This is a genomic window from Serratia sp. HMSC15F11 (assembly GCF_001808215.1).
GTDB classification, from domain to species: domain Bacteria; phylum Pseudomonadota; class Gammaproteobacteria; order Enterobacterales; family Enterobacteriaceae; genus Serratia; species Serratia nevei.
Genome location: NZ_KV792470.1, coordinates 1 through 18,557 on the forward strand (window position 1 = coordinate 1; position 18,557 = coordinate 18,557).

At 60.1% G+C, this 18,557-nt stretch carries 14 protein-coding genes; 7 read left to right on the forward strand and 7 right to left on the reverse strand.

What is annotated here, in order from left to right:
* Nucleotides 1-1,456 (reverse strand): S8 family serine peptidase (locus HMPREF3138_RS15550; RefSeq protein WP_038884598.1); only part of this gene is annotated, 1,456 nt, incomplete at its 3' end.
* Between the two features lie 477 nt (nt 1,457-1,933).
* Nucleotides 1,934-2,587 (reverse strand): TetR/AcrR family transcriptional regulator, encoded by a 654-nt coding sequence (locus tag HMPREF3138_RS15555; RefSeq protein WP_038874652.1) that lies wholly within the window; start codon nt 2,585-2,587, stop codon nt 1,934-1,936.
* 250 nt (nt 2,588-2,837) lie between these two features.
* Between HMPREF3138_RS15555 and HMPREF3138_RS15560 the strand changes: the two genes are divergently transcribed.
* The gene (locus tag HMPREF3138_RS15560) at nt 2,838-4,055 is read left to right on the forward strand and encodes a Tm-1-like ATP-binding domain-containing protein (protein ID WP_038874655.1); all 1,218 of its coding nucleotides are present in this window, start codon (nt 2,838-2,840) and stop codon (nt 4,053-4,055) included.
* Nucleotides 4,056-4,147: 92 nt separating this feature from the next.
* Here the strand turns inward: HMPREF3138_RS15560 and spy are convergent, their stop codons facing one another.
* Nucleotides 4,148-4,636, reverse strand: coding sequence for an ATP-independent periplasmic protein-refolding chaperone Spy (gene spy / locus HMPREF3138_RS15565; RefSeq protein ID WP_038874659.1), 489 nt, complete (start codon nt 4,634-4,636; stop codon nt 4,148-4,150).
* Nucleotides 4,637-5,171: 535 nt separating this feature from the next.
* Here spy and pdeR point away from each other — a divergent pair.
* The gene (gene pdeR / locus HMPREF3138_RS15570; protein WP_047729638.1) at nt 5,172-7,166 is read left to right on the forward strand and encodes a cyclic di-GMP phosphodiesterase; all 1,995 of its coding nucleotides are present in this window, start codon (nt 5,172-5,174) and stop codon (nt 7,164-7,166) included.
* Nucleotides 7,167-7,182: 16 nt separating this feature from the next.
* Here the strand turns inward: pdeR and HMPREF3138_RS15575 are convergent, their stop codons facing one another.
* Nucleotides 7,183-8,049, reverse strand: a complete 867-nt coding sequence (locus tag HMPREF3138_RS15575; protein ID WP_038874666.1) for a crotonase/enoyl-CoA hydratase family protein — start codon at nt 8,047-8,049, stop codon at nt 7,183-7,185.
* Between the two features lie 342 nt (nt 8,050-8,391).
* On the opposite strand from HMPREF3138_RS15575, the gene yhjD reads away from it, so the two are divergent.
* From yhjD to HMPREF3138_RS15590, 3 genes are all read left to right on the forward strand, one after another.
* Entirely contained in the window at nt 8,392-9,411 is a 1,020-nt protein-coding gene (gene yhjD, locus HMPREF3138_RS15580) for an inner membrane protein YhjD (protein ID WP_038874670.1), read from the forward strand.
* A 328-nt stretch (nt 9,412-9,739) separates the two neighbouring features.
* Nucleotides 9,740-11,062 (forward strand): MFS transporter, encoded by a 1,323-nt coding sequence (locus HMPREF3138_RS15585; RefSeq protein WP_038874673.1) that lies wholly within the window; start codon nt 9,740-9,742, stop codon nt 11,060-11,062.
* 100 nt (nt 11,063-11,162) lie between these two features.
* The gene (locus tag HMPREF3138_RS15590; RefSeq protein WP_038874676.1) at nt 11,163-11,930 is read left to right on the forward strand and encodes a CDP-diacylglycerol diphosphatase; all 768 of its coding nucleotides are present in this window, start codon (nt 11,163-11,165) and stop codon (nt 11,928-11,930) included.
* Here the strand turns inward: HMPREF3138_RS15590 and HMPREF3138_RS15595 are convergent, their stop codons facing one another.
* Nucleotides 11,931-13,970 (reverse strand): AsmA family protein, encoded by a 2,040-nt coding sequence (locus tag HMPREF3138_RS15595; protein ID WP_038874680.1) that lies wholly within the window; start codon nt 13,968-13,970, stop codon nt 11,931-11,933. It abuts the gene before it with no gap.
* Nucleotides 13,971-14,060: 90 nt separating this feature from the next.
* A complete protein-coding gene (pdeH, locus tag HMPREF3138_RS15600) occupies nt 14,061-14,852 on the reverse strand; it encodes a cyclic-guanylate-specific phosphodiesterase (protein WP_038874683.1) in 792 nt (263 codons plus the stop codon).
* 238 nt (nt 14,853-15,090) lie between these two features.
* On the opposite strand from pdeH, the gene HMPREF3138_RS15605 reads away from it, so the two are divergent.
* Complete coding sequence (locus HMPREF3138_RS15605; RefSeq protein ID WP_038874685.1) at nt 15,091-16,023, forward strand: 2-dehydro-3-deoxygluconokinase; 933 nt, start codon at nt 15,091-15,093, stop codon at nt 16,021-16,023.
* Between the two features lie 243 nt (nt 16,024-16,266).
* Nucleotides 16,267-16,968 carry a LuxR family transcriptional regulator gene (locus HMPREF3138_RS15610; protein WP_038874688.1) on the forward strand — a complete coding sequence of 234 codons (702 nt, stop codon included), beginning with the start codon at nt 16,267-16,269 and terminating at the stop codon, nt 16,966-16,968.
* A gap of 47 nt (nt 16,969-17,015) precedes the next feature.
* Here the strand turns inward: HMPREF3138_RS15610 and ilvC are convergent, their stop codons facing one another.
* Nucleotides 17,016-18,491, reverse strand: a complete 1,476-nt coding sequence (gene ilvC / locus HMPREF3138_RS15615; RefSeq protein ID WP_038874693.1) for a ketol-acid reductoisomerase — start codon at nt 18,489-18,491, stop codon at nt 17,016-17,018.
* Between the last annotated feature and the right edge of the window lie 66 nt (nt 18,492-18,557).

Genomic DNA, 18,557 nt, shown 5'->3' on the forward strand with positions numbered 1-18,557 from the left:
GATTGACCAGCGTCGGGCCGGCATAGGTGTTGTTGCCCGTCAGCACCAGCGTGCCGATCCCCTGCTTGGTCAGGCCGCCGTGGCCGGAGATGTCGTTGCTCCAAAAGTCCAGGCCGCAAAGATCGCTGCTGCAGACGCGCTCGGTCGGTTTACCCTTGTCCAGCACCGCACCGACGCCCGGCAGATCCACCACGAACTGTGGTGAACCGTAAGCGCCGTTGACGCGAAACTCTTCGGGAATGTCCTGTTCGGTAACCAGCATGCCTGGGCCGTTGATGGCCTTGCCCAGGTTGATCATTCCCCAGCCGTAGAGTGCGTCGATGCCCGGCGCGCCCATGTCGGTGGCGGTGGTTTTCAGCACGTCCGCCACCTGTGCGCCATTCAGATACGGGAAACGCTCCATCAGCACCGCAACGCTGCCGGCCACGTGCGGCGCCGCCATCGAGGTGCCGCTTTTATTGGCATAGCCGGTCGTAAGGTCGTCCACACCGGTGCCCGCGATCACCGAGCTGTACACCCGGGTACCCGGCGCAGAGACGCAGAAGCTAGCGGTATAGCCGCAGCGGGAAGAGAAGGTGCTGATGCTGTAATCACCGCTATTGGTGGGATCTTGCAAGCTGGCGACCGACAGCCAGTGCGGCGCGATATCCGGCACAAAATAGGCCAGGCCGGCCATGGCGTCCGGGTTGTTCAGGTTGTAATCGTTACCGGCGGCGAAGATGGTGACCACGCCGCTGCGCGCCGCGTCGATCGCGCCCTGATAGGCGCCGCCAGGCTTGGTGCCGAGGATCTGTTTGATCTGATCGAACTGCTTTTGCGCGTCGTTCACCGTGAAGTGTGGATAAGCCGGGTCATAACCGCCTTTATCGAATTTTTCGGTGATACCGATACCCCAGCTGTTGTTGATGATGCGCGCGCCGCTGGCCACCAGCTTATTCCAACCGGCCTGATAAACCGCACCATCGTTGCCGAGCACAATGCCGTCTTCCGGGCCGGGGTCGCCGTTTTCGGCGCTGATGATCTGCGCGTTGAACGCCACCCCGTGCATGGCGCCACCGTCACGGCTGCCGGCAGCGATACCGCCCACATGGGTACCGTGCGACCCTAATTTGCCGCTGGAGTCGGTGCTTGGCGTACCGTCATAGCGGAAGTCATCGCCTTTTTTCACCGGAATATAGGGGTCGGTGTATTCGCGGATGCCATGGGTAACCAGATTGATCACCTTATCAGGACCGGAAAACTCGGGATGCTTGGCGTAGACCGGCTGATCGAAAATGCCGAGTTTGATGCCTTTGCCGGTATAACCGGCGGCGTAGGCTTGGTCGGCGTGGATCGCCCCTAGCCCCCATTCCGCGTTGAACTCGCTGCTGCGCCAGCTGGCCGGATCGCCCGCTTTGCCGTTCTCTATATAGGTGGCGGCCTGCGCCCCGCCGATCGCCGTCAGGCAGATCAGCATCGCGCTCCATTGTGCGCGATGAACTCCGATTTCAGGCCAGCCGAAGGCCGCCCGAGCGGATTTGACTCCTCTAAGTTTCTTCTCCATCCCAGATACCGTCCGTTGTTGTTTGCAAATGTTTTATAAGATTTTTGTGTAACAGTTTGGTAACACCAAATAAATAAAGCACAACAATCTCAAGTGCGCTTAATGTGTCATCTGGCAATTAGGAGGGAGGAGAGAAAGTTTCAGGGGTGAATCAGGCGAAGGAGGATAAGAAATGGCAATGACATCTCCCAGCGCCGAAGTCGCGGTATGAGGTGAGAGAAAAAATATTATTATTATGATAAATAAGAATATAATTCAGTAAATAACAAACAAGCAGAACGCCTGAAAAGTGATTAACAGGCGTCTTTTATCACTTTTAATTATAAATTTTGCCAATATTCACTCAGTGAATTATGCTGGATTTTCACTCAGCCATCGGCAAAAATTGGATTATCCTGCTGATGTTTTTTTGCTGTTCATCGCGTCTTCTTCCGCCTGACGAAGGATGGCTTTGGCCATCCATTGCGTGACGTCCTGAATATTATCCAGCTCCAGGCCCCAGATATCTTTCAACACCAGAAACACTTCCGAGCCGTAAATCAGCGAGAAAGCATGAATCACTCTCTGCAGAGAGTCCGACGGCAGTTTGCCCTGCAACGGTTCTACCGCCAGCGCCAGCAGACGCTTGCGGTTGCCGCGCACGAATTTTTCGCCCGGCGTCGCGTTCGCCCACTGCTGTAAAGAGAGCTGCAACGCCGCGCGCAGCGCCCCCTCATGCCGCTCCATCTGAGGATAGGCGAAGCTCAGTAATTGCTGAATACGCTTCAAAGCATCATCGTCTTGCGGGCGCCATTCCAGGATTGGACCCAGGCTTTCCGCCACCACGGCGCTAATCAGCGCACTTTGGGTCGGAAAGTAACGGTAGGCCGTCGCACGCGATACCTGTGCATGCGCCGCCAGTTCGGTGATCGAAGGAAACGCGCCTTCGTCATACAGCGCCATCGCGCTGGCCAGCAACAAACGGTAGGTTTTTGCCCGGGCAGAGGTCAGAGAAGGATCGAGAGGGACGGGAAAAGCATCTATCGGCACATAAACCTCATGCATCTGCACACGCTAGCACAACCGGGGACGATGCCTCTGTTGGCCGGTTGCCGGCAAAGCGCCGGCCACGTTGAAAAGCTCAAAAATGAGACAGAAGTCCCATTTTGCATCGCCTAACCCTTGCAAAAATGATACGGCCGTCTCATTATATAAATACATTAATTACTTTAACTTAATAGCCAGCACCAGGGTTCCACTAAAAATATAACATCATAATTTATAAATAAAAACTAGAAACACTCGGGAAATCCCCATGATTGATACTTCAAATTTTGTCTATATTGCTACCACAGCAGATACCAAAGGACAAGAGTTGGAGTACGTACGGCGGCTGCTCGCTGCCCTGAATTTACCTACGCGAACCGTCGATCTCTCCACCCGTAGCCTGCCGTTTGATTCCCCCGCCGATATCAGCCCAGAGGACGTTGCCCGCCACCATCCGGCAGGCGCCGGCGCGGTCTTCTGCGCCAGCCGCGGCCAGGCGATCGCCGCCATGGCGACGGCTTTCGAACGCTTTATCCTGACGCGCCGCGATATTGCCGCCCTGCTTGGCCTGGGGGGCTCCGGTGGCACCGCCATCATCACGCCGGCCATGCAGCAGCTGCCGATCGGCCTGCCGAAAATAATGGTCTCAAGCATGGCGGCGGGTGACGTTTCCGCCTATGTCGGCGCCAGTGACATCAACATGCTGTATTCGGTCACCGATCTCGCCGGTCTGAACCGCATCTCGCGACGGGTGCTCGGCAACGCGGCGCGCCAGATAGCCGGGGCAGTACGCTTCGCCGCCATCGACTATCCCGACGACAAGCCCGCGATTGGCCTGACGATGTTTGGCGTCACCACGCCCTGCATTCAGGCGCTGGTTGCCGACCTTGAGCCGCAATGGGATTGCCTGACGTTTCACGCCACCGGCAGCGGCGGCAGAGCGCTGGAAAAACTGATCGATAGCCGCCAACTGCACGGCGCCATCGACTTGACCACCACCGAAGTGGCCGATTACCTGTTTGGCGGTGTGCTGCCCTGCAATGCAGATCGTTTCGGGGCCATCGCGCGTACCGGCATCCCTTGCGTGCTCTCCTGCGGCGCGATCGACATGATCAACTTCGGCGCGCCGAATACGGTGCCGGCTCGCTACGCCAACCGCCTGCGCCACCATCACAATCCGCAAGTGACGCTGGTGCGCACCAGCGCGCGGGAAAGCGCGTTAATCGGACGTTGGATGGGCGAAAAAATCAACGCCTGTACGGGCGAAGTGCGCTTCGTGATCCCGGCAGGGGGCGTATCGGCTCTGGATGCGCCGGGGCAACCGTTCTGGGATCCGGCGGCGCTGGCCGCCTTTACGCAAGCGCTGGAGGAGACGGTATACGCCACCGACAAACGCCGGCTGATAAAAACGCCTTATCATATTAACGACCCGCGCTTTGCACAGGCCGTTGCCGAACAGTTCCGGCACATTGTCGGCGGGGAATGATTATCACTCACTGCAGAACCTGCCGGTGATAACGCCAAATAAAAAAGGCCAGACAAATAGTCTGGCCCTTTTTTATTCACCGCGAGCGGATATTACTGACCGGAGGACATCTGCTCCTTCATTTTATTCATATGGTCCATCATCTTTTGCTCGCGTTTCTGATAATTCTCATTGTATTGTTTTTTCTGCTCAGGAGTCAGCAGGTTATACATTTTATTTTCCGCTTTGGCGCGTTCCAGCATGCGTTCGGATTGCGCTTTGCCCATCGCGTCAATTTGCGCTTTCGCCTTCGCTTCGTCAAAGCTGTCGGAAGCCACCAGATTATGCAGCGCCTGGCGTTCCTCTTTCATGCCCGGCCCGCGCTTCTGGTGCGACTCTTTCATGATATCGCGCATCTGCTGGCGCTGCTGTTCGGTCAGGTTCAGCCCAGCGAACGGGCCGCCTTTGCCTTCACCCTTGTGATGCATCATTTTCATCGGCGCCGCATCCGGTGCCGGTGCCGTCGTGTCTGCAGCGAACGCCGCGGAAGCAGACCCCAGAGCCAGCGTGGAAGCAATAAATAAAGCCGTCAATTTACGCATAATCATTTCCTTAAAAGTTTTTCTTCATCAGGAGCGCTGTACGTTAACAGGCTCATTCGTCGTCGGAGATAATAATAGGCTGATAAAATTCAAGTAATGCGAGGGTGTGTAAACTTTTTAAAACCCGTCTCGGATTTATTCACCAATTATGAGAAAACTATGAAGATGGCGTTTATTTGATGGAAATTTTAATTTCCCGGTAAAAATCCCCCCGGTGGAGTTATTTTTCCGCTTTCCCCTCACCGCTATAATTTACTCGCCTCCACGGCAACCTTGCATCAACCGTTTTCCGATAGCGGGGAGGTCGGTACAAACATCACAGGATCCGATGTTCTCCTACACTTTAAGACAACCGGCCGCCGGGTGACGTTTACACCGCAAAACTAATCATTGCTTATATAATAGTTTCCATCACCCGCCTCGCCTGTGAAAACCTGTTATATGATGCACAGATGCGCACGGCGACCACTTTCGGGCCAACAGGCTGCCCCGGAGCTGTGCTGACCGGCCGCCCGTGCTCTTTTGAGGAATCATCATGCCCGCAGACCAAGGCCCTGAGCTTCTTAACGCCCACTTCGGCACCCAAAGCCCCCACTGGCGGCTGGCGTTTGACAGCAATGCCCTGGAGCTGTCCGCCGTTAAGGGCAAAGCCCACGTCGCGGTGGCGCTCAGCGCCATGGAAGCGGCGAAAATCCGCCGCCTGACCGGCGTCACCGCCAGCCTTGAACTGACCATTACGCTCGCCGGAGAGCCGCTGCATCTGCATCTGGTGGGGCGCCGCGTCAATAACCTCGAATGGGCGGGCACCGCTTCCGCCTTCAGCGACACCCTATCCGTGGCGCGCGATCTGGTGCACGGCCTCTCCTTCGCCGAGCAGGTGGTGTCCGAAGCCAACTCGGTGATCGTGATCGTCGATCAGCACGGCCGCATCCAACGCTTCAACCGGCTGAGCGAGGAGTACACCGGGCTACGCGAACACGAAGTGATCGGCAAAAACGTTTTTCAGCTGTTTATGAGCCCGGAAGAAGCCGCCGCTTCGCGGCGCAACATCGCCGGCTTCTTCCGCAACGGTTCGTCCTATGAGGTGGAACGCTGGGTAAAAACGGTCAAGGGCGAACGGCTGTTCCTGTTCCGCAATAAGTTCGTGCACAGCGGCAGCGGCAAGAACGAGGTGTATCTTATCTGCTCCGGTACCGACATCACCGAAGAACGCCGTGCGCAGGAGCGGCTGCGGGTGCTGGCCAACACCGATCTCATCACCGGCCTACCGAACCGTAACGCGATCCAGGACAAGATCAATCACGCCATCGCCACGCGCGGCGAAGAGAGTTTCGGCCTGGTCTACCTCGATCTCGACAACTTCAAGAAGGTCAACGACGCCTACGGCCATATGTTCGGCGATCGGCTGCTGGTCGAGGTCGCGCTGGCGATCCTCGGCTGCCTGAGCCCGGACCAGGTGCTCGCCCGCCTCGGCGGCGACGAATTCTTGGTGCTGGCGCCGCAAACCGATCGCGAGCGCCTGCAAACGCTGGCGCAGCGCATCATCGACAGGCTGAAAACCCCTTTCCGTATCGGCCTGATTGAGGTGTATACCGGCTGTTCGATCGGCATCGCGCTGTGCCCGGAGCACGGCAACGATCTCGACAGCCTGATCCGCAGCGCCGATACCGCCATGTACGTCGCCAAGGAGCACGGCAAACGCACCTATACCGTCTTCTCGCCGGAGATGAACAAGCGCGTCGCCGAATACATGTGGCTGGACACCAATCTGCGCAAAGGCCTGGAGCAAAATCAGCTGGTGCTGTATTACCAGCCGAAAATCGACGCGCGCAGCGGTGAAGTGCACAGCGTGGAAGCGCTGGTGCGCTGGGATTCCCCGGAGCGCGGCCTGATCCCGCCGCTGCAGTTCATCTCCTACGCCGAGGAGTCCGGACTGATCGGCCCGCTGGGGCAATGGGTATTGCAGACCGCCGCCGGCCAGGCGGCGCAGTGGCAAGAGCAGGGATTGAATCTGCGGGTGGCGGTCAACCTCTCCGCCCGGCAGCTGGCCGACGACAGCATCGTCAACGACCTGCTCGGGGTGCTGCGCCGTCACCGCATGGCCCCTTGTCTGTTGGACTTCGAGTTGACCGAAAGCAGCCTGATTGAAGACGAGAATCGCGCACGCGCGCTGATCACCCGGCTGCGCGAACTGGGCGCGCAGGTGCATCTCGACGACTTCGGCACCGGCTATTCGTCGCTGGCGCAGCTGGCGCGTATTCCGCTGGACGCCATCAAGCTGGATAAAAGCTTCGTGCGCGGGGTGAATTTCAACCCGGTATCGCAATCGTTGGTGCGCGCGATCGTTGCGGCGGCGGAGGCGTTGGCGTTCCGGGTGATCGCCGAAGGGGTGGAGACCGAGAGCGAAAACCACTTCCTCGACGAGGTCGGCGTGGACGAAAAACAGGGCTTTCTGTTTGCGCGGCCAATGCTCCCGGAACAGCTGGAGCATTGGCTGCAGTCCTACCGCCCGCACTCACCCTCCGCGTGAGGCGGGCGCGTTAACGTTAGCCGGCACGACGCAGGTTCAGGGTATGGCGATCCTGCAACATCACCAGCCGCTCGATGTAGGCGCGGTCTTTTTCCTCAATGGTAAAGGCCGAGTGCACCCAGTCTTCGGTAATGTCCATCAGCTCGGAACGCGTCAGCTGCAACACGCGCTGGCGCGCCCGCAGCATGGCGCGCATGCCGTTGAGCTTCGGCCGGATGGTATCGATGAAGGTGCGCGTCGCCATATAGGCGTCGCCGGGCTGGAACAGCTGGTCTACCAGCCCTCGGCTCTCGAACCACTCTGCGGTGTGCGACTCGCCGCCCCAAATCAGCTCCTCGGCCAAGCGCATGCCCGCCTTGCGCGCCACCAGCGAGTAACCGCCCATACCGGGAAACAGGTTGAACGCGATCTCCGGAAACCCCATGCGCGCGTTGTTCTGCGCCAGCACGAAATGGTGCGCCAGCGCCGCTTCAAAACCGCCGCCCAGCGCGCTGCCTTCGACCATCGCAATGCTGACCGCGCCGGTGTCGAAACCGCGCGCCGCCGCATGTACGCAGTCGATGCAGGCGCGCGCGTAGGCCATCATCGCCTCGCGCTTGCGGTTTTTGATCGCTTCGGCGAAGAACTGCAGATCGCCGCCGACGTTGAACATGTTCGGCACCAGCGAGCCGGTGACCCAGAAATCGAACCGCAGCGAAGACTCCTTCGCCGCCTGCGCCAGCGTCATGATGTCTTCGATCAGCGCCTGGTTAAAGCAGGGGCGCGGCGCAGCGCGCAGCAACATCCACATGATGTGTCGCCCCTCTTCATAGTAGGCGGACAGCTGCGACAAATTGCCCGCTTCGGTAAACGGACGACAGGTGGGGTGATTAAGCAATTTCATAAGACCTTCCAGTTTTTCTGTTGATGACGGATGAGACCGTTCCAGCCCCTACGGCTGCAGCGGAGCGGCGGGCAGCAAAAGCGCGACGCCACATCATGAGTAAACGCTTTCTCGCCGACGAAACAGATAAAAATTGGAGGTAGGGAAGTGAAAAAAACCGAGGCGCCACGGGGTTTTCATAGGAATTTTACCTATCGGCCCCTCCCCGGCATTTCATGCCGGGCGCTAACGCGCTAAGCTCGGAAAATGACCGTTTGCCGCCCCGGCGTTCAAAACGCTGCGGGGCTTTGGCTATAATCAACGCTGAAACATGCCGTTTAACGTTAAGGAAATCGTGAAGTAATGCCTACAGGACCAGACCAGGAACGCCACCAGCCCGCACAAGACACGCCGCCGAAGCCGCTTATCGCCATCAAGACCGGCCATGAGACCCTCGACCGCCGCATCGGTGGTTTTTCACGTCTGATTGAACGCATCAAAGCCTGGCCAAGCGTGGCGCACCTGCTGCGCGCCGCCGAACGCTTTAACGATCGGCTGGGTAGCCAGTTCGGCGCCGCGATTACCTATTTTTCATTCCTCTCGCTGATCCCGGTCCTGATGGTGTCGTTTGCCGCCGCCGGCTTCGTGCTGGCCTCCAACCCGGATCTGCTGGCCCGTTTGATCAACCGCATCGTCGGCAGCATCAGCGATCCGACGCTGGCCAGCACGCTGAAGAACACCGTCAACACCGCCATTCAACAGCGCACCACCGTGGGATTGACCGGCCTGGCGCTGGCGCTCTATTCCGGCATCAGCTGGATGGGCAACCTGCGCGAGGCGATCCGCGCGCAGTCGCGCGATGTCTGGGAGCGCAATCCGCAGGATCAGGAGAAAATCTACTTCAAATACACCCGCGACTTCATCTCGCTGACCGGCCTGGTGGTCGCGCTGATCATTACGCTGTCGCTGACCTCGGTCGCCGGGTCGGCGCAGGCGGCGATCGTCAATGCGCTGGGGCTGGGCGGCATCGAATGGCTGCGGCCGGCGCTGACGCTGATCGCGCTGTCGATCTCGATTTTCGCCAACTATCTGCTGTTCCTGTGGATTTTCTGGATGCTGCCGCGCCACAAACCGAAGAAAAAAGCGCTGCTGCGCGGCACCTTGCTCGCCGCCATCGGCTTTGAGGTGATCAAGTTCGTGATGACCATGACGCTGCCGCAGGTGGCGAAGTCGCCTTCCGGCGCGGCCTTCGGATCGGTGATCGGGCTGATGGCGTTCTTCTACTTCTTCGCCCGTTTGACGCTGTTTTGCGCCGCCTGGATCGCCACCGCCGACTACAAAGGCGACAAAGCGTTGCCGGAACGCGAACCTCCGGCGCGCTGAAGCCATGCGATCGTGCCGGTGTTATCGCACACACCGGCACTTTCCTCTACATACCAACTAAAAAACCAGTCAATACGTCTAAATAACGCGGCTTGTGATCCGAAAAACCAGCATAACAAACTGCCCACTCACTTTTCTTTGCCGCTTTTACAGCCATTCCCTCTGCACGAAAGCCCTTTCTCAACGTTTAACGCTGCAGAAAACAAGCCAGATAAAACATTAGTCTTTTTAACCGGTTAGTGGGGCCATTGTCCAAAGTTCCCGCGTTGAAAAGGCAGAATGCTGTCACTAAGATGGATTTTTACCCCTTCCAACAATAAGAAATATTATGCAAGCCACCATCGCACCCCCACTCGACGCCGACGACGCGTCCACACCGGTGAACTCCCGCGGGAAAGTCATCGTCGCCTCGCTGGTCGGCACCGCCATCGAGTTCTTCGACTTCTACATCTATGCCACCGCCGCGGTGATCGTGTTTCCACATATCTTCTTCCCACAGGGCGACCCGACCACCGCGACGCTGCAATCGCTGGCCACCTTCGCCGTCGCCTTTGTCGCGCGCCCTATCGGCTCTGCGCTGTTCGGCCACTTTGGCGATCGCGTGGGGCGCAAGGTCACGCTGGTCGCCTCGCTGCTGACCATGGGGATTTCCACCGTGCTGATCGGCCTGCTGCCGAGCTATGAAACCATTGGCATCTTCGCCCCTATCCTGCTGGCGCTGGCGCGCTTCGGGCAAGGCCTGGGGCTGGGCGGCGAATGGGGCGGCGCCGCCCTGCTGGCGACGGAGAACGCACCGGCCAAAAAGCGCGCGCTGTACGGCTCCTTCCCCCAGTTGGGCGCGCCGATCGGCTTCTTCTTCGCCAACGGCACCTTCCTGCTGCTCTCCTGGCTGCTGAGCGACCAGCAGTTTATGGAATGGGGCTGGCGCGTGCCGTTCATCCTCTCTGCCGCGCTGGTGCTGATTGGCCTGTACGTTCGGGTGTCGCTGCATGAAACGCCGGTGTTCGCCAAAGTGGCCAAGGCCGGCAAACAGGTGAAAGTGCCGCTCGGCACGCTGCTGAGCAAGCATCTGAAAGCGACCATCCTCGGCACTTTCATCATGCTGGCGACCTACACGCTGTTTTATCTGATGACGGTGTATTCGATGACCTACGGCACCACGCCGCAGCCGTTGGGGCTCGGCTACTCCCGCAACAGCTTCCTGTGGATGCTGATGGTGGCGGTGATCGGTTTCGGCGTGATGGTACCGATCGCCGGCCTGCTGGCGGACGCGTTCGGCCGCCGCAAGACCATGATCGCCATTACCCTGCTGATGATCGGCTTCGCGTTCCTGTTCCCGACCCTGCTGGGTTCCGGTAACCAGGCGCTGGTGATGGGCTTCCTGCTGTGCGGCCTGAGCATCATGGGGCTGACCTTTGGCCCCATGGGCGCGCTGCTGCCGGAGCTGTTCCCGACCGAAGTGCGCTATACCGGCGCATCGTTCTCCTACAACGTCGCGTCTATTCTCGGCGCCTCCGTGGCGCCTTATATCGCCACCTGGCTGGCGGCCCACTATGGGCTGTTCTACGTCGGCATGTACCTGGCGGCGATGGCCGGGCTGACGCTGCTGGCCCTGCTGCTGATGAAAGAAACCCGCCACCAGTCGCTGTAACCCCCTACGGCCCCCCACTGTGGGGGGCCGCACGCGTTGTTCGTTTCCTGTCATAAAACCGGGCTATGCTGGACGTTTATCTCGGTAACAGGATTGGCCGATGTCTCTGCGTCGTGGGGTATTTGTCTGCGTTGCGCTGCTGGCGGCTCTCGCCATCGCGCTCTATTACGGGTTGAAGCCCGACCATCCCGATGCGCTGTGGCGCATCGTCAGTCAGCAATGTCTGCCCAATCAGCAGGCGCATGACAACCCGGCGCCCTGCGCGCAGGTGGATGTGCCTGCCGGCTTCGTGGTGTTTAAAGATCGCAACGGGCCGCTGCAATACCTGCTGATGCCCAGCGCCAAAATCACCGGGATAGAAAGCCCGGCGGTGCTGGACGCCGCCACGCCGAATTTCTTCACCCAGGCCTGGCGCGCGCGCCACGTGATGGCGGAACGCTATGGCAAACCGATCGACGACGGCGATATTTCACTGGCGATCAACTCGGAATATGGCCGCACGCAAAACCAGCTGCATATTCATATCTCCTGCCTGTTGCCGGCGGTAAAACAGCGGCTGGCGCAGATCGGCCCCGATTTTATCGAGCAATGGCAACCGCTGCCCGGCGGCCTGTTGGGGCATGACTATCTGGGGCGGCGAGTGACCCCTGCCGAGCTGGAACAACAGGGCGCCTTCCGTCTGTTGGCTTCCGGCCTGCCGCGCGCCGACGGGCGCATGGGCAGCTTCGGCCTGGCGATGACCGCGCTGCCGGACGGCGATTTCCTGCTGCTGGCGACCGAGCGCAGCCTGCTGCCGTTCACCCTGGCCTCGGCGGAAGAGATCCAGGATCACGACTGCCGGCTACTCTCACCGCCGCCGCGTGCCTGATTACTTTTTGCCTTTCATCTCCCGCAGGATCTGCCCGCACTGGTTTTCCTCGCCGCCTTCACTGGGCGAGACCAGCGCCAGCAGCGCCACCGCCGGCGTCAGCACCGCCCCCAACGCCACCGCCGCCGCGCCGCGCGCGATCAGCGGTCCGGCTTTCACCCCGGCGTCGGGGTGCTTGAAGGTGCCTTTCACATACAGCGGCGAGCGCAGGGTCAGCACGCGCATCCCCTTGCTTTCCGGATCGATGGACAAATCCAGCCGTTCGGTGGCGAGGTTGGTGTTGCCGGTGATGTTGATCACCGCGTTCTCGGTGTCGAACACGAACAGCCGCGGCGCGGCGACGCCGCTGCGGATGCCGACGTCCGCCGCGGCGCAGTTGATGCCCACCACGTCGTCGCCGAACAGCTGCGCCACCAGATAGTTGCCGACGTTCAGGCCGAGGATCTCCATCAGGCTACGGCTGATCACCCCGTTATTGATCAACAGGCGCAGGTCGCCGTTGCTGGTCGCCAGCAGCTCGGCCACCGAATTGCCGCTGCCCGTCAGCCTGGCGTCGCCGTTCATTTGCCCAAGGCTGCGCTTCATCGCCGCTACGTTCGGCAACAGCTGTTTGAGCTGGAGTTTGCGCGCGTGCATATCCACCTGGCCGCGCATCGGCTTTTTGCCGCCGTCGAGACGCACCACGGCGTTCAGGCTGCCGCCCGCCATGCCGAAGCGCAGCGGATCCAGACGCAACTCGCCATCGTTCAGCTTCAGGTGCGTGGCCAGATCGCTCAGCGGTAAATCGCTGCCGCGTTCGATGTGCGCGGCGGCAAACTTCACGTCCGCATCCATCTTGCGCCAGCTTTGCGTATCGAACTGTGCGACCGGCAGTACCTTATCCGCCGGCTGGCGGCTTTTTTCGCCGCGCCCGGCTTTGGCGGCGTTGGAATCCGCGCCGATCAACGGCGCCAGATCCGCCAACCTCAGCTGCCGGGAACTCACCGCGCCGCTCAGCGTCGGCCGCGGCTTACCGGCAACGTATTTCAAGTCGCCGTGAATGTCGCTGTCGCCGATTTTGCCGTCGAACTTCTGATATTCGAACACGGCGCCGCCCGGCTGATGCAGGCGGGCTATCAGATGGCCATCGGTCGCATACGGCGGCGTGTTCGGCAGCAGCACACCGGTCAGGCCATAGAGGTCACCCAGGCTTTCGCCGGAAAATTTCAGCTGCACGTCCAAGCCACCGAGGTTCAGCGGATCGGACAAGGTGCCCGCCACCGCAACCCGGGAGCTGCCGGAGCGCACGTCGGCCTGCAGCGGGAACGGTAGATCGGCGCTCTGCAGTGACAGCATGCCACCAATCTTGCCGCTGCCGCTCAGCGGTTCGCCGTTATATTTACCCTTTACCTGCCAACCGAAAACATAGTCGGGGGTAGCGGCCTTGCCGCCGCTCTGTTTGCCGGTCACTTCACTGAACGGCAGCGGTTTGCCGAGCGGATCGACGACGGCGCGAAAATCCGCCTTCAGGGTGACATCTTTAAAGGCGATTTGCCCCTTGTCGAACACGATGTCGTGAACGGTGAACGACCAGTCGGAAGGCGGTTGCTGCGGATCCTGACCAGCAGCCAGATCGAACGTCCAGTTGTTGTCGCCGTTGGCCAGGCGTTCCAACGACGCATTCGGCTGCTTGAGCCAGATGCGCGGGATCAGCAGTTCTTTCCTCAGCAGCGCCAGCGGTGCGATGCTGGCGTCGACGCGCTGTAGCGTCGCCATGCTGTCGCCGGGCATGTTTTTTGGGTTACCTAGCCACACGTCTTCGGCGTGAATATGCGGCCAGGGTACCCAGGCACGCCAGCCGCCCTCATCCGGGTTACGCGACCAGTCGACGCCCAGATCGCCGCGGATGGCGAACGGCCGCCGCAGTTCGGCCGACACTTTGTCGTTGATGGTGGGCTTGAGTCGATTCCAGTCGAAGGTAGCGATGAAGATCGCCAGCGCGGCGATCGCCAGCAGCACAATGCCGCCCAGCCAGCTGAAAACCTTTCCTGTTCTTGTCATAGGGCTCCCTCAGCACATAAACCGGGCTGCCGAATGAACGGAAAAGGAATGGGCAGCCCCGTTTAAGCCTAGCTGAGGATAGGCCGGAGTTCACGCCGGCGCGCCAGGCGTGGCGAACAGCGTCGGTACGCTGTGCAGAGTTTCAAAGCACGCCGGGCGGGAAAGATAGTAACCCTGCGCGGCCAGCGCGCCGGAACGCTGCACCAGCCGCCACTCCTGCTCGGTTTCCACGCCTTCGACGATCACCCCGTCGCTGTGCTGGTTCATCATCTTGATCAGGGTGCCGAGCAGCTGTACGCCCTCTTCCGACTGTTTGAGCAAGGTGAACAACTCGCGCGCCACCTTGATGTATTGATAGCGCCAGGCGCCGACGGCGGAGAAGTTGGCCAGCCCGCTGCCGAAATCGTCCAGCCACAGCCGTTCGCCGCCGACGATCTGCTGCAACGGGTGGTTTGACGCCGTTTCGGCGTGCTCCACCAGCTCGAAGCGCAGATAGGGCATCTCGGCGATCTGGCGTTGCAGCTCGCTATGACGCTGCAACGCTTGCAGCGCGATGCCGTCGATATTGACCGACACCATCACCGCGTGGCGAATGAACAATGCTTGCCAGCGCTGCAACAGCGCCAGCTGTTCCTGGATCACCCGCAAACGCTGGGCGACGCCGAGCGAGGCGAAATACTGTTCCGGGGATTGCCGCTTGTCCGGCTCATTCGGGTGATATACCGCCGTCAGCAGTTCCACCGCCAGCAGCGTGCCGCTGGTGCGATAAATCGGCTGGAAGGTATACAAGCGCCGGCATTGCCGCCAGTAGCGCCGCGATTTGGCGCAGGCATAGAGGGCAAAACAGGGCGCCAGCAGACCCGAGATCAGGTTGGTTATCATCGGTACTATCGCCGTGGCGGGGAAGTGAGAGCGCTGCCGCTGTTTCTTTACCCAGCTTATCGGCCGCGCCGCGTAAAACTTTAAGCATGAATTGCCGCGCGCTTTCCTCTTCGCCCTGTTGGCATGGGCCGATCGCGATCATAAAAAATTAAAACACTGTTTTAATTTATTGACTCCCTCACCGCCTTGCGTGGAGACTGGCGGTTGTTGCTTCTTCTTTAGCCAGGGCTTATTGACGATGACTATTCGAAATCTCGCCGTGATCGGCGAATGCATGATCGAGCTGTCGCAGCAGGGCGCGCAGCTGACGCGCGGCTTTGGCGGCGATACCCTCAACACCGCCGTCTACCTCGCCCGCCAAATGCCGGAACAGGCGCTGCAGGTGCATTACGTCACCGCGCTCGGCACCGACAGCTTCAGCGGCGAAATGCTGCAGACCTGGCGGCAGGAGAAGATCGAAACCGGGCTGATTCAGCAGTTGGAAAACAAACTGCCGGGCCTGTACGTGATCGAAACCGACGCCGCCGGCGAACGCACCTTCTACTACTGGCGCAACGACGCCGCCGCCCGGTATTGGCTTGCGGGCCCCCAGGCCGAGGTTCTGTGCGCCCGGCTGGCGCAGTTCGATTATCTGTATCTCAGCGGCATTAGCCTGGCGATCCTCGCGCCTGCCGACCGCACGAAGCTGCTGGCGCTGCTGCGCCGCTGCCGCGCCAACGGCGGCCAGGTTATCTTCGACAACAACTACCGCCCGCGCCTGTGGCAAAGCCGTGAGGAAACGCAGCTAGCCTACCGCGAGGTGCTGGCCTGCACCGACATCGCTTTCCTGACGCTGGATGACGAAGCGTTGCTGTGGGGCACGCAGCCGGTTGAACAGGTGGTGGCACGCACGCAGGCGCTCGGCGTCGGCGAGATCGTTATCAAACGCGGCGCGGATGCCTGTTTGGTGTTCAGCGTGGGGGGAGAGCGACTTGAGGTACCGGCGATCGCGCTGCCGCCGGAGCGCGTAGTGGATACCACCGCCGCGGGCGACTCTTTCAGCGCCGGTTATCTGGCGGAACGCCTGAGCGGCGGCAGCGCCCAGCGGGCGGCGCAGCGCGGCCATCGGCTTGCCGCGACGGTGATCCAACATCGCGGCGCCATCATTCCCGCAACGGCAATGCCCGCATAGCCAATAAGGCGGCGGCGAGGTTACCCCGCCGCACGCACAATAGTTCCCAGAAACATTGATCAGAGGATGATTGAAAGAATTTCCCTGGCGTTGGCTTATTTCCGCCCAGAGCTGCTAAGCTCGGGTCTTGGCATTGCCGCCTTTTTGAATTTATTAGCCGAGTATAAATTTCAATCCGCCGCACTGACTAGCTGGACTTTGGTGCAGGTCGGGCTGAGCCGCCGAACGACAGGGAGGTTACCGATGGCCGTCGCATTCGCCAACGCCGTCGCCGCAAGACTGCATCTTGACGGCCGACTGCACGCCTTCAGCCAATTCAAATACGCTTATTTGACCTTCAACAAACACCGTCCCGATCGCCATCTGCTGGTCTCGAGCTACCCGCAAGAATGGCTGGACATCTACAGCGCCAATCGCTATCAGCGCATCGATCCCGTCGTGCGCGCCGCCCATAGTCGCTGCGCGCCCTTCATGTGGCACGACACCCCCGTCACCACCGAGGATCGGCATTACCGGAAGATCTTCAGCCAGGCGCGGGAATACGACATCGTGCACGGCTGCAGCTTTGTTTTGCACGATCACGACAACAACCTGGCGATCTTGTCGATCAGCGCCACGGCGGCCGATGACGCCGAGCTGCGGCAGCTGATGGAAGACGAGAGGGCCAGCCTGCAGATGGTATTGGTCGATACCCACCAGCACGCTCTGGCCTTGGCCAGCGCCGAGGCGAGCCAGGCAGACCGGCTCTCGCCGCGCGAAGGGGAAATCCTCTACTGGGCCAGCCAGGGCAAAACCTACCACGAGATCGCGCTGATCCTGGGGATCAAAACCGGTACGGTGAAGTTTCACATCGGCAATGCGGTGCGTAAGCTGGGGGTCGCCAACGCCAAACACGCGATCCGGCGCTGCCTTGAACGGCAGCTGCTCGCGCCGCCGGAGGCATAAAAAAACCGGCATCACAGCCGGCTTTGTGTTCTTTACCTTGCGGAAAATCAGCCCGCAACGGCGATGCGTTTCATGTCGGTCATGTAGCCACGCAGTTTGCGACCGACGGTTTCGATTGGGTGGCTGCGCACCGCTTCGTTCACGTCGCGCAGCTGCGCGTTGTCCACCGCCGTACCCGCCGCGGCTTTGCCCAAATCGCCCGCCTGCAGGGTGGTCATGAAGTCCTTCAGCAGCGGCACCGCCGCGTTGGCGAACAGGTAGTTGCCGTACTCTGCGGTATCGGAGATAACCACGTTCATTTCATACAGACGTTTGCGCGCAATGGTGTTGGCGATCAGCGGCAGCTCGTGCAACGACTCGTAGTAAGCCGACTCTTCGATGATGCCGGCATCGACCATGGTTTCGAACGCCAGCTCAACGCCCGCTTTCACCATCGCCACCATCAGCACGCCGTGATCGAAGTACTCTTGCTCGCTGATTTTGCCTTCAAACTGCGGCGCATTCTCGAACGCGGTTTTGCCGGTCTCTTCGCGCCAGGTCAGCAATTTCACGTCGTCTTCCGCCCAGTCGGCCATCATGCCGCTGGAGAAAGCGCCGGAGATGATGTCGTCCATGTGCTTCTGGAACAGCGGCGCCATGATGGTTTTCAGCTGTTCGGACAGCGCATAGGCACGCAGCTTGGCCGGATTGGACAGGCGATCCATCATCAGCGTGATGCCGCCCTGCTTCAGCGCTTCGGTGATGGTTTCCCAGCCGAACTGAATCAGTTTCTCGGCGTAAGCCGGATCGGTGCCCTCAGCAACCAGCTTGTCGAAGCACAGCAGCGAACCCGCCTGCAGCATGCCGCACAGAATGGTCTGCTCGCCCATCAGGTCGGATTTCACTTCGGCAACGAAGGAAGACTCCAGCACGCCGGCGCGGTGGCCGCCGGTCGCCGCCGCCCAGGCCTTGGCGATCGCCATGCCTTCGCCTTTCGGATCGTTTTCCGGGTGAACCGCAATCAGGGTCGGCACGCCGAAGCCGCGCTTGTACTCTTCACGCACTTCGGTGCCCGGGCATTTCGGCGCGACCATCACCACGGTGATGTCTTTACGCACCTGCTCACCCACTTCAACGATGTTGAAGCCGTGGGAGTAACCCAGCGCCGCGCCGTCTTTCATCAGCGGCTGCACCGCGCGCACTACGGAAGAGTGTTGCTTGTCCGGCGTCAGGTTGACCACCAGATCCGCCTGCGGGATCAGGTCTTCGTAGGTGCCGACCTTGAAGCCGTTTTCGGTCGCCTTGCGCCAGGAAGCGCGCTTCTCGTCGATCGCTTCTTTGCGCAGGGCATAGGCGACATCCAGACCGGAGTCACGCATGTTCAGCCCCTGGTTCAGCCCCTGGGCGCCACAGCCGACAATCACCACTTTTTTACCTTTCAGGTAGCCGGCTTCGTCAGCAAATTCGTCGCGCGCCATAAAGCGGCATTTACCCAATTGCGCCAACTGCTGACGCAGGTTCAATGTGTTGAAATAGTTAGCCATGGTGGTACTCCGGTTTGATGTTGTCTTGCATTGTTATTTTCATTCCCCGCCCTGTCTGTGCGGAGA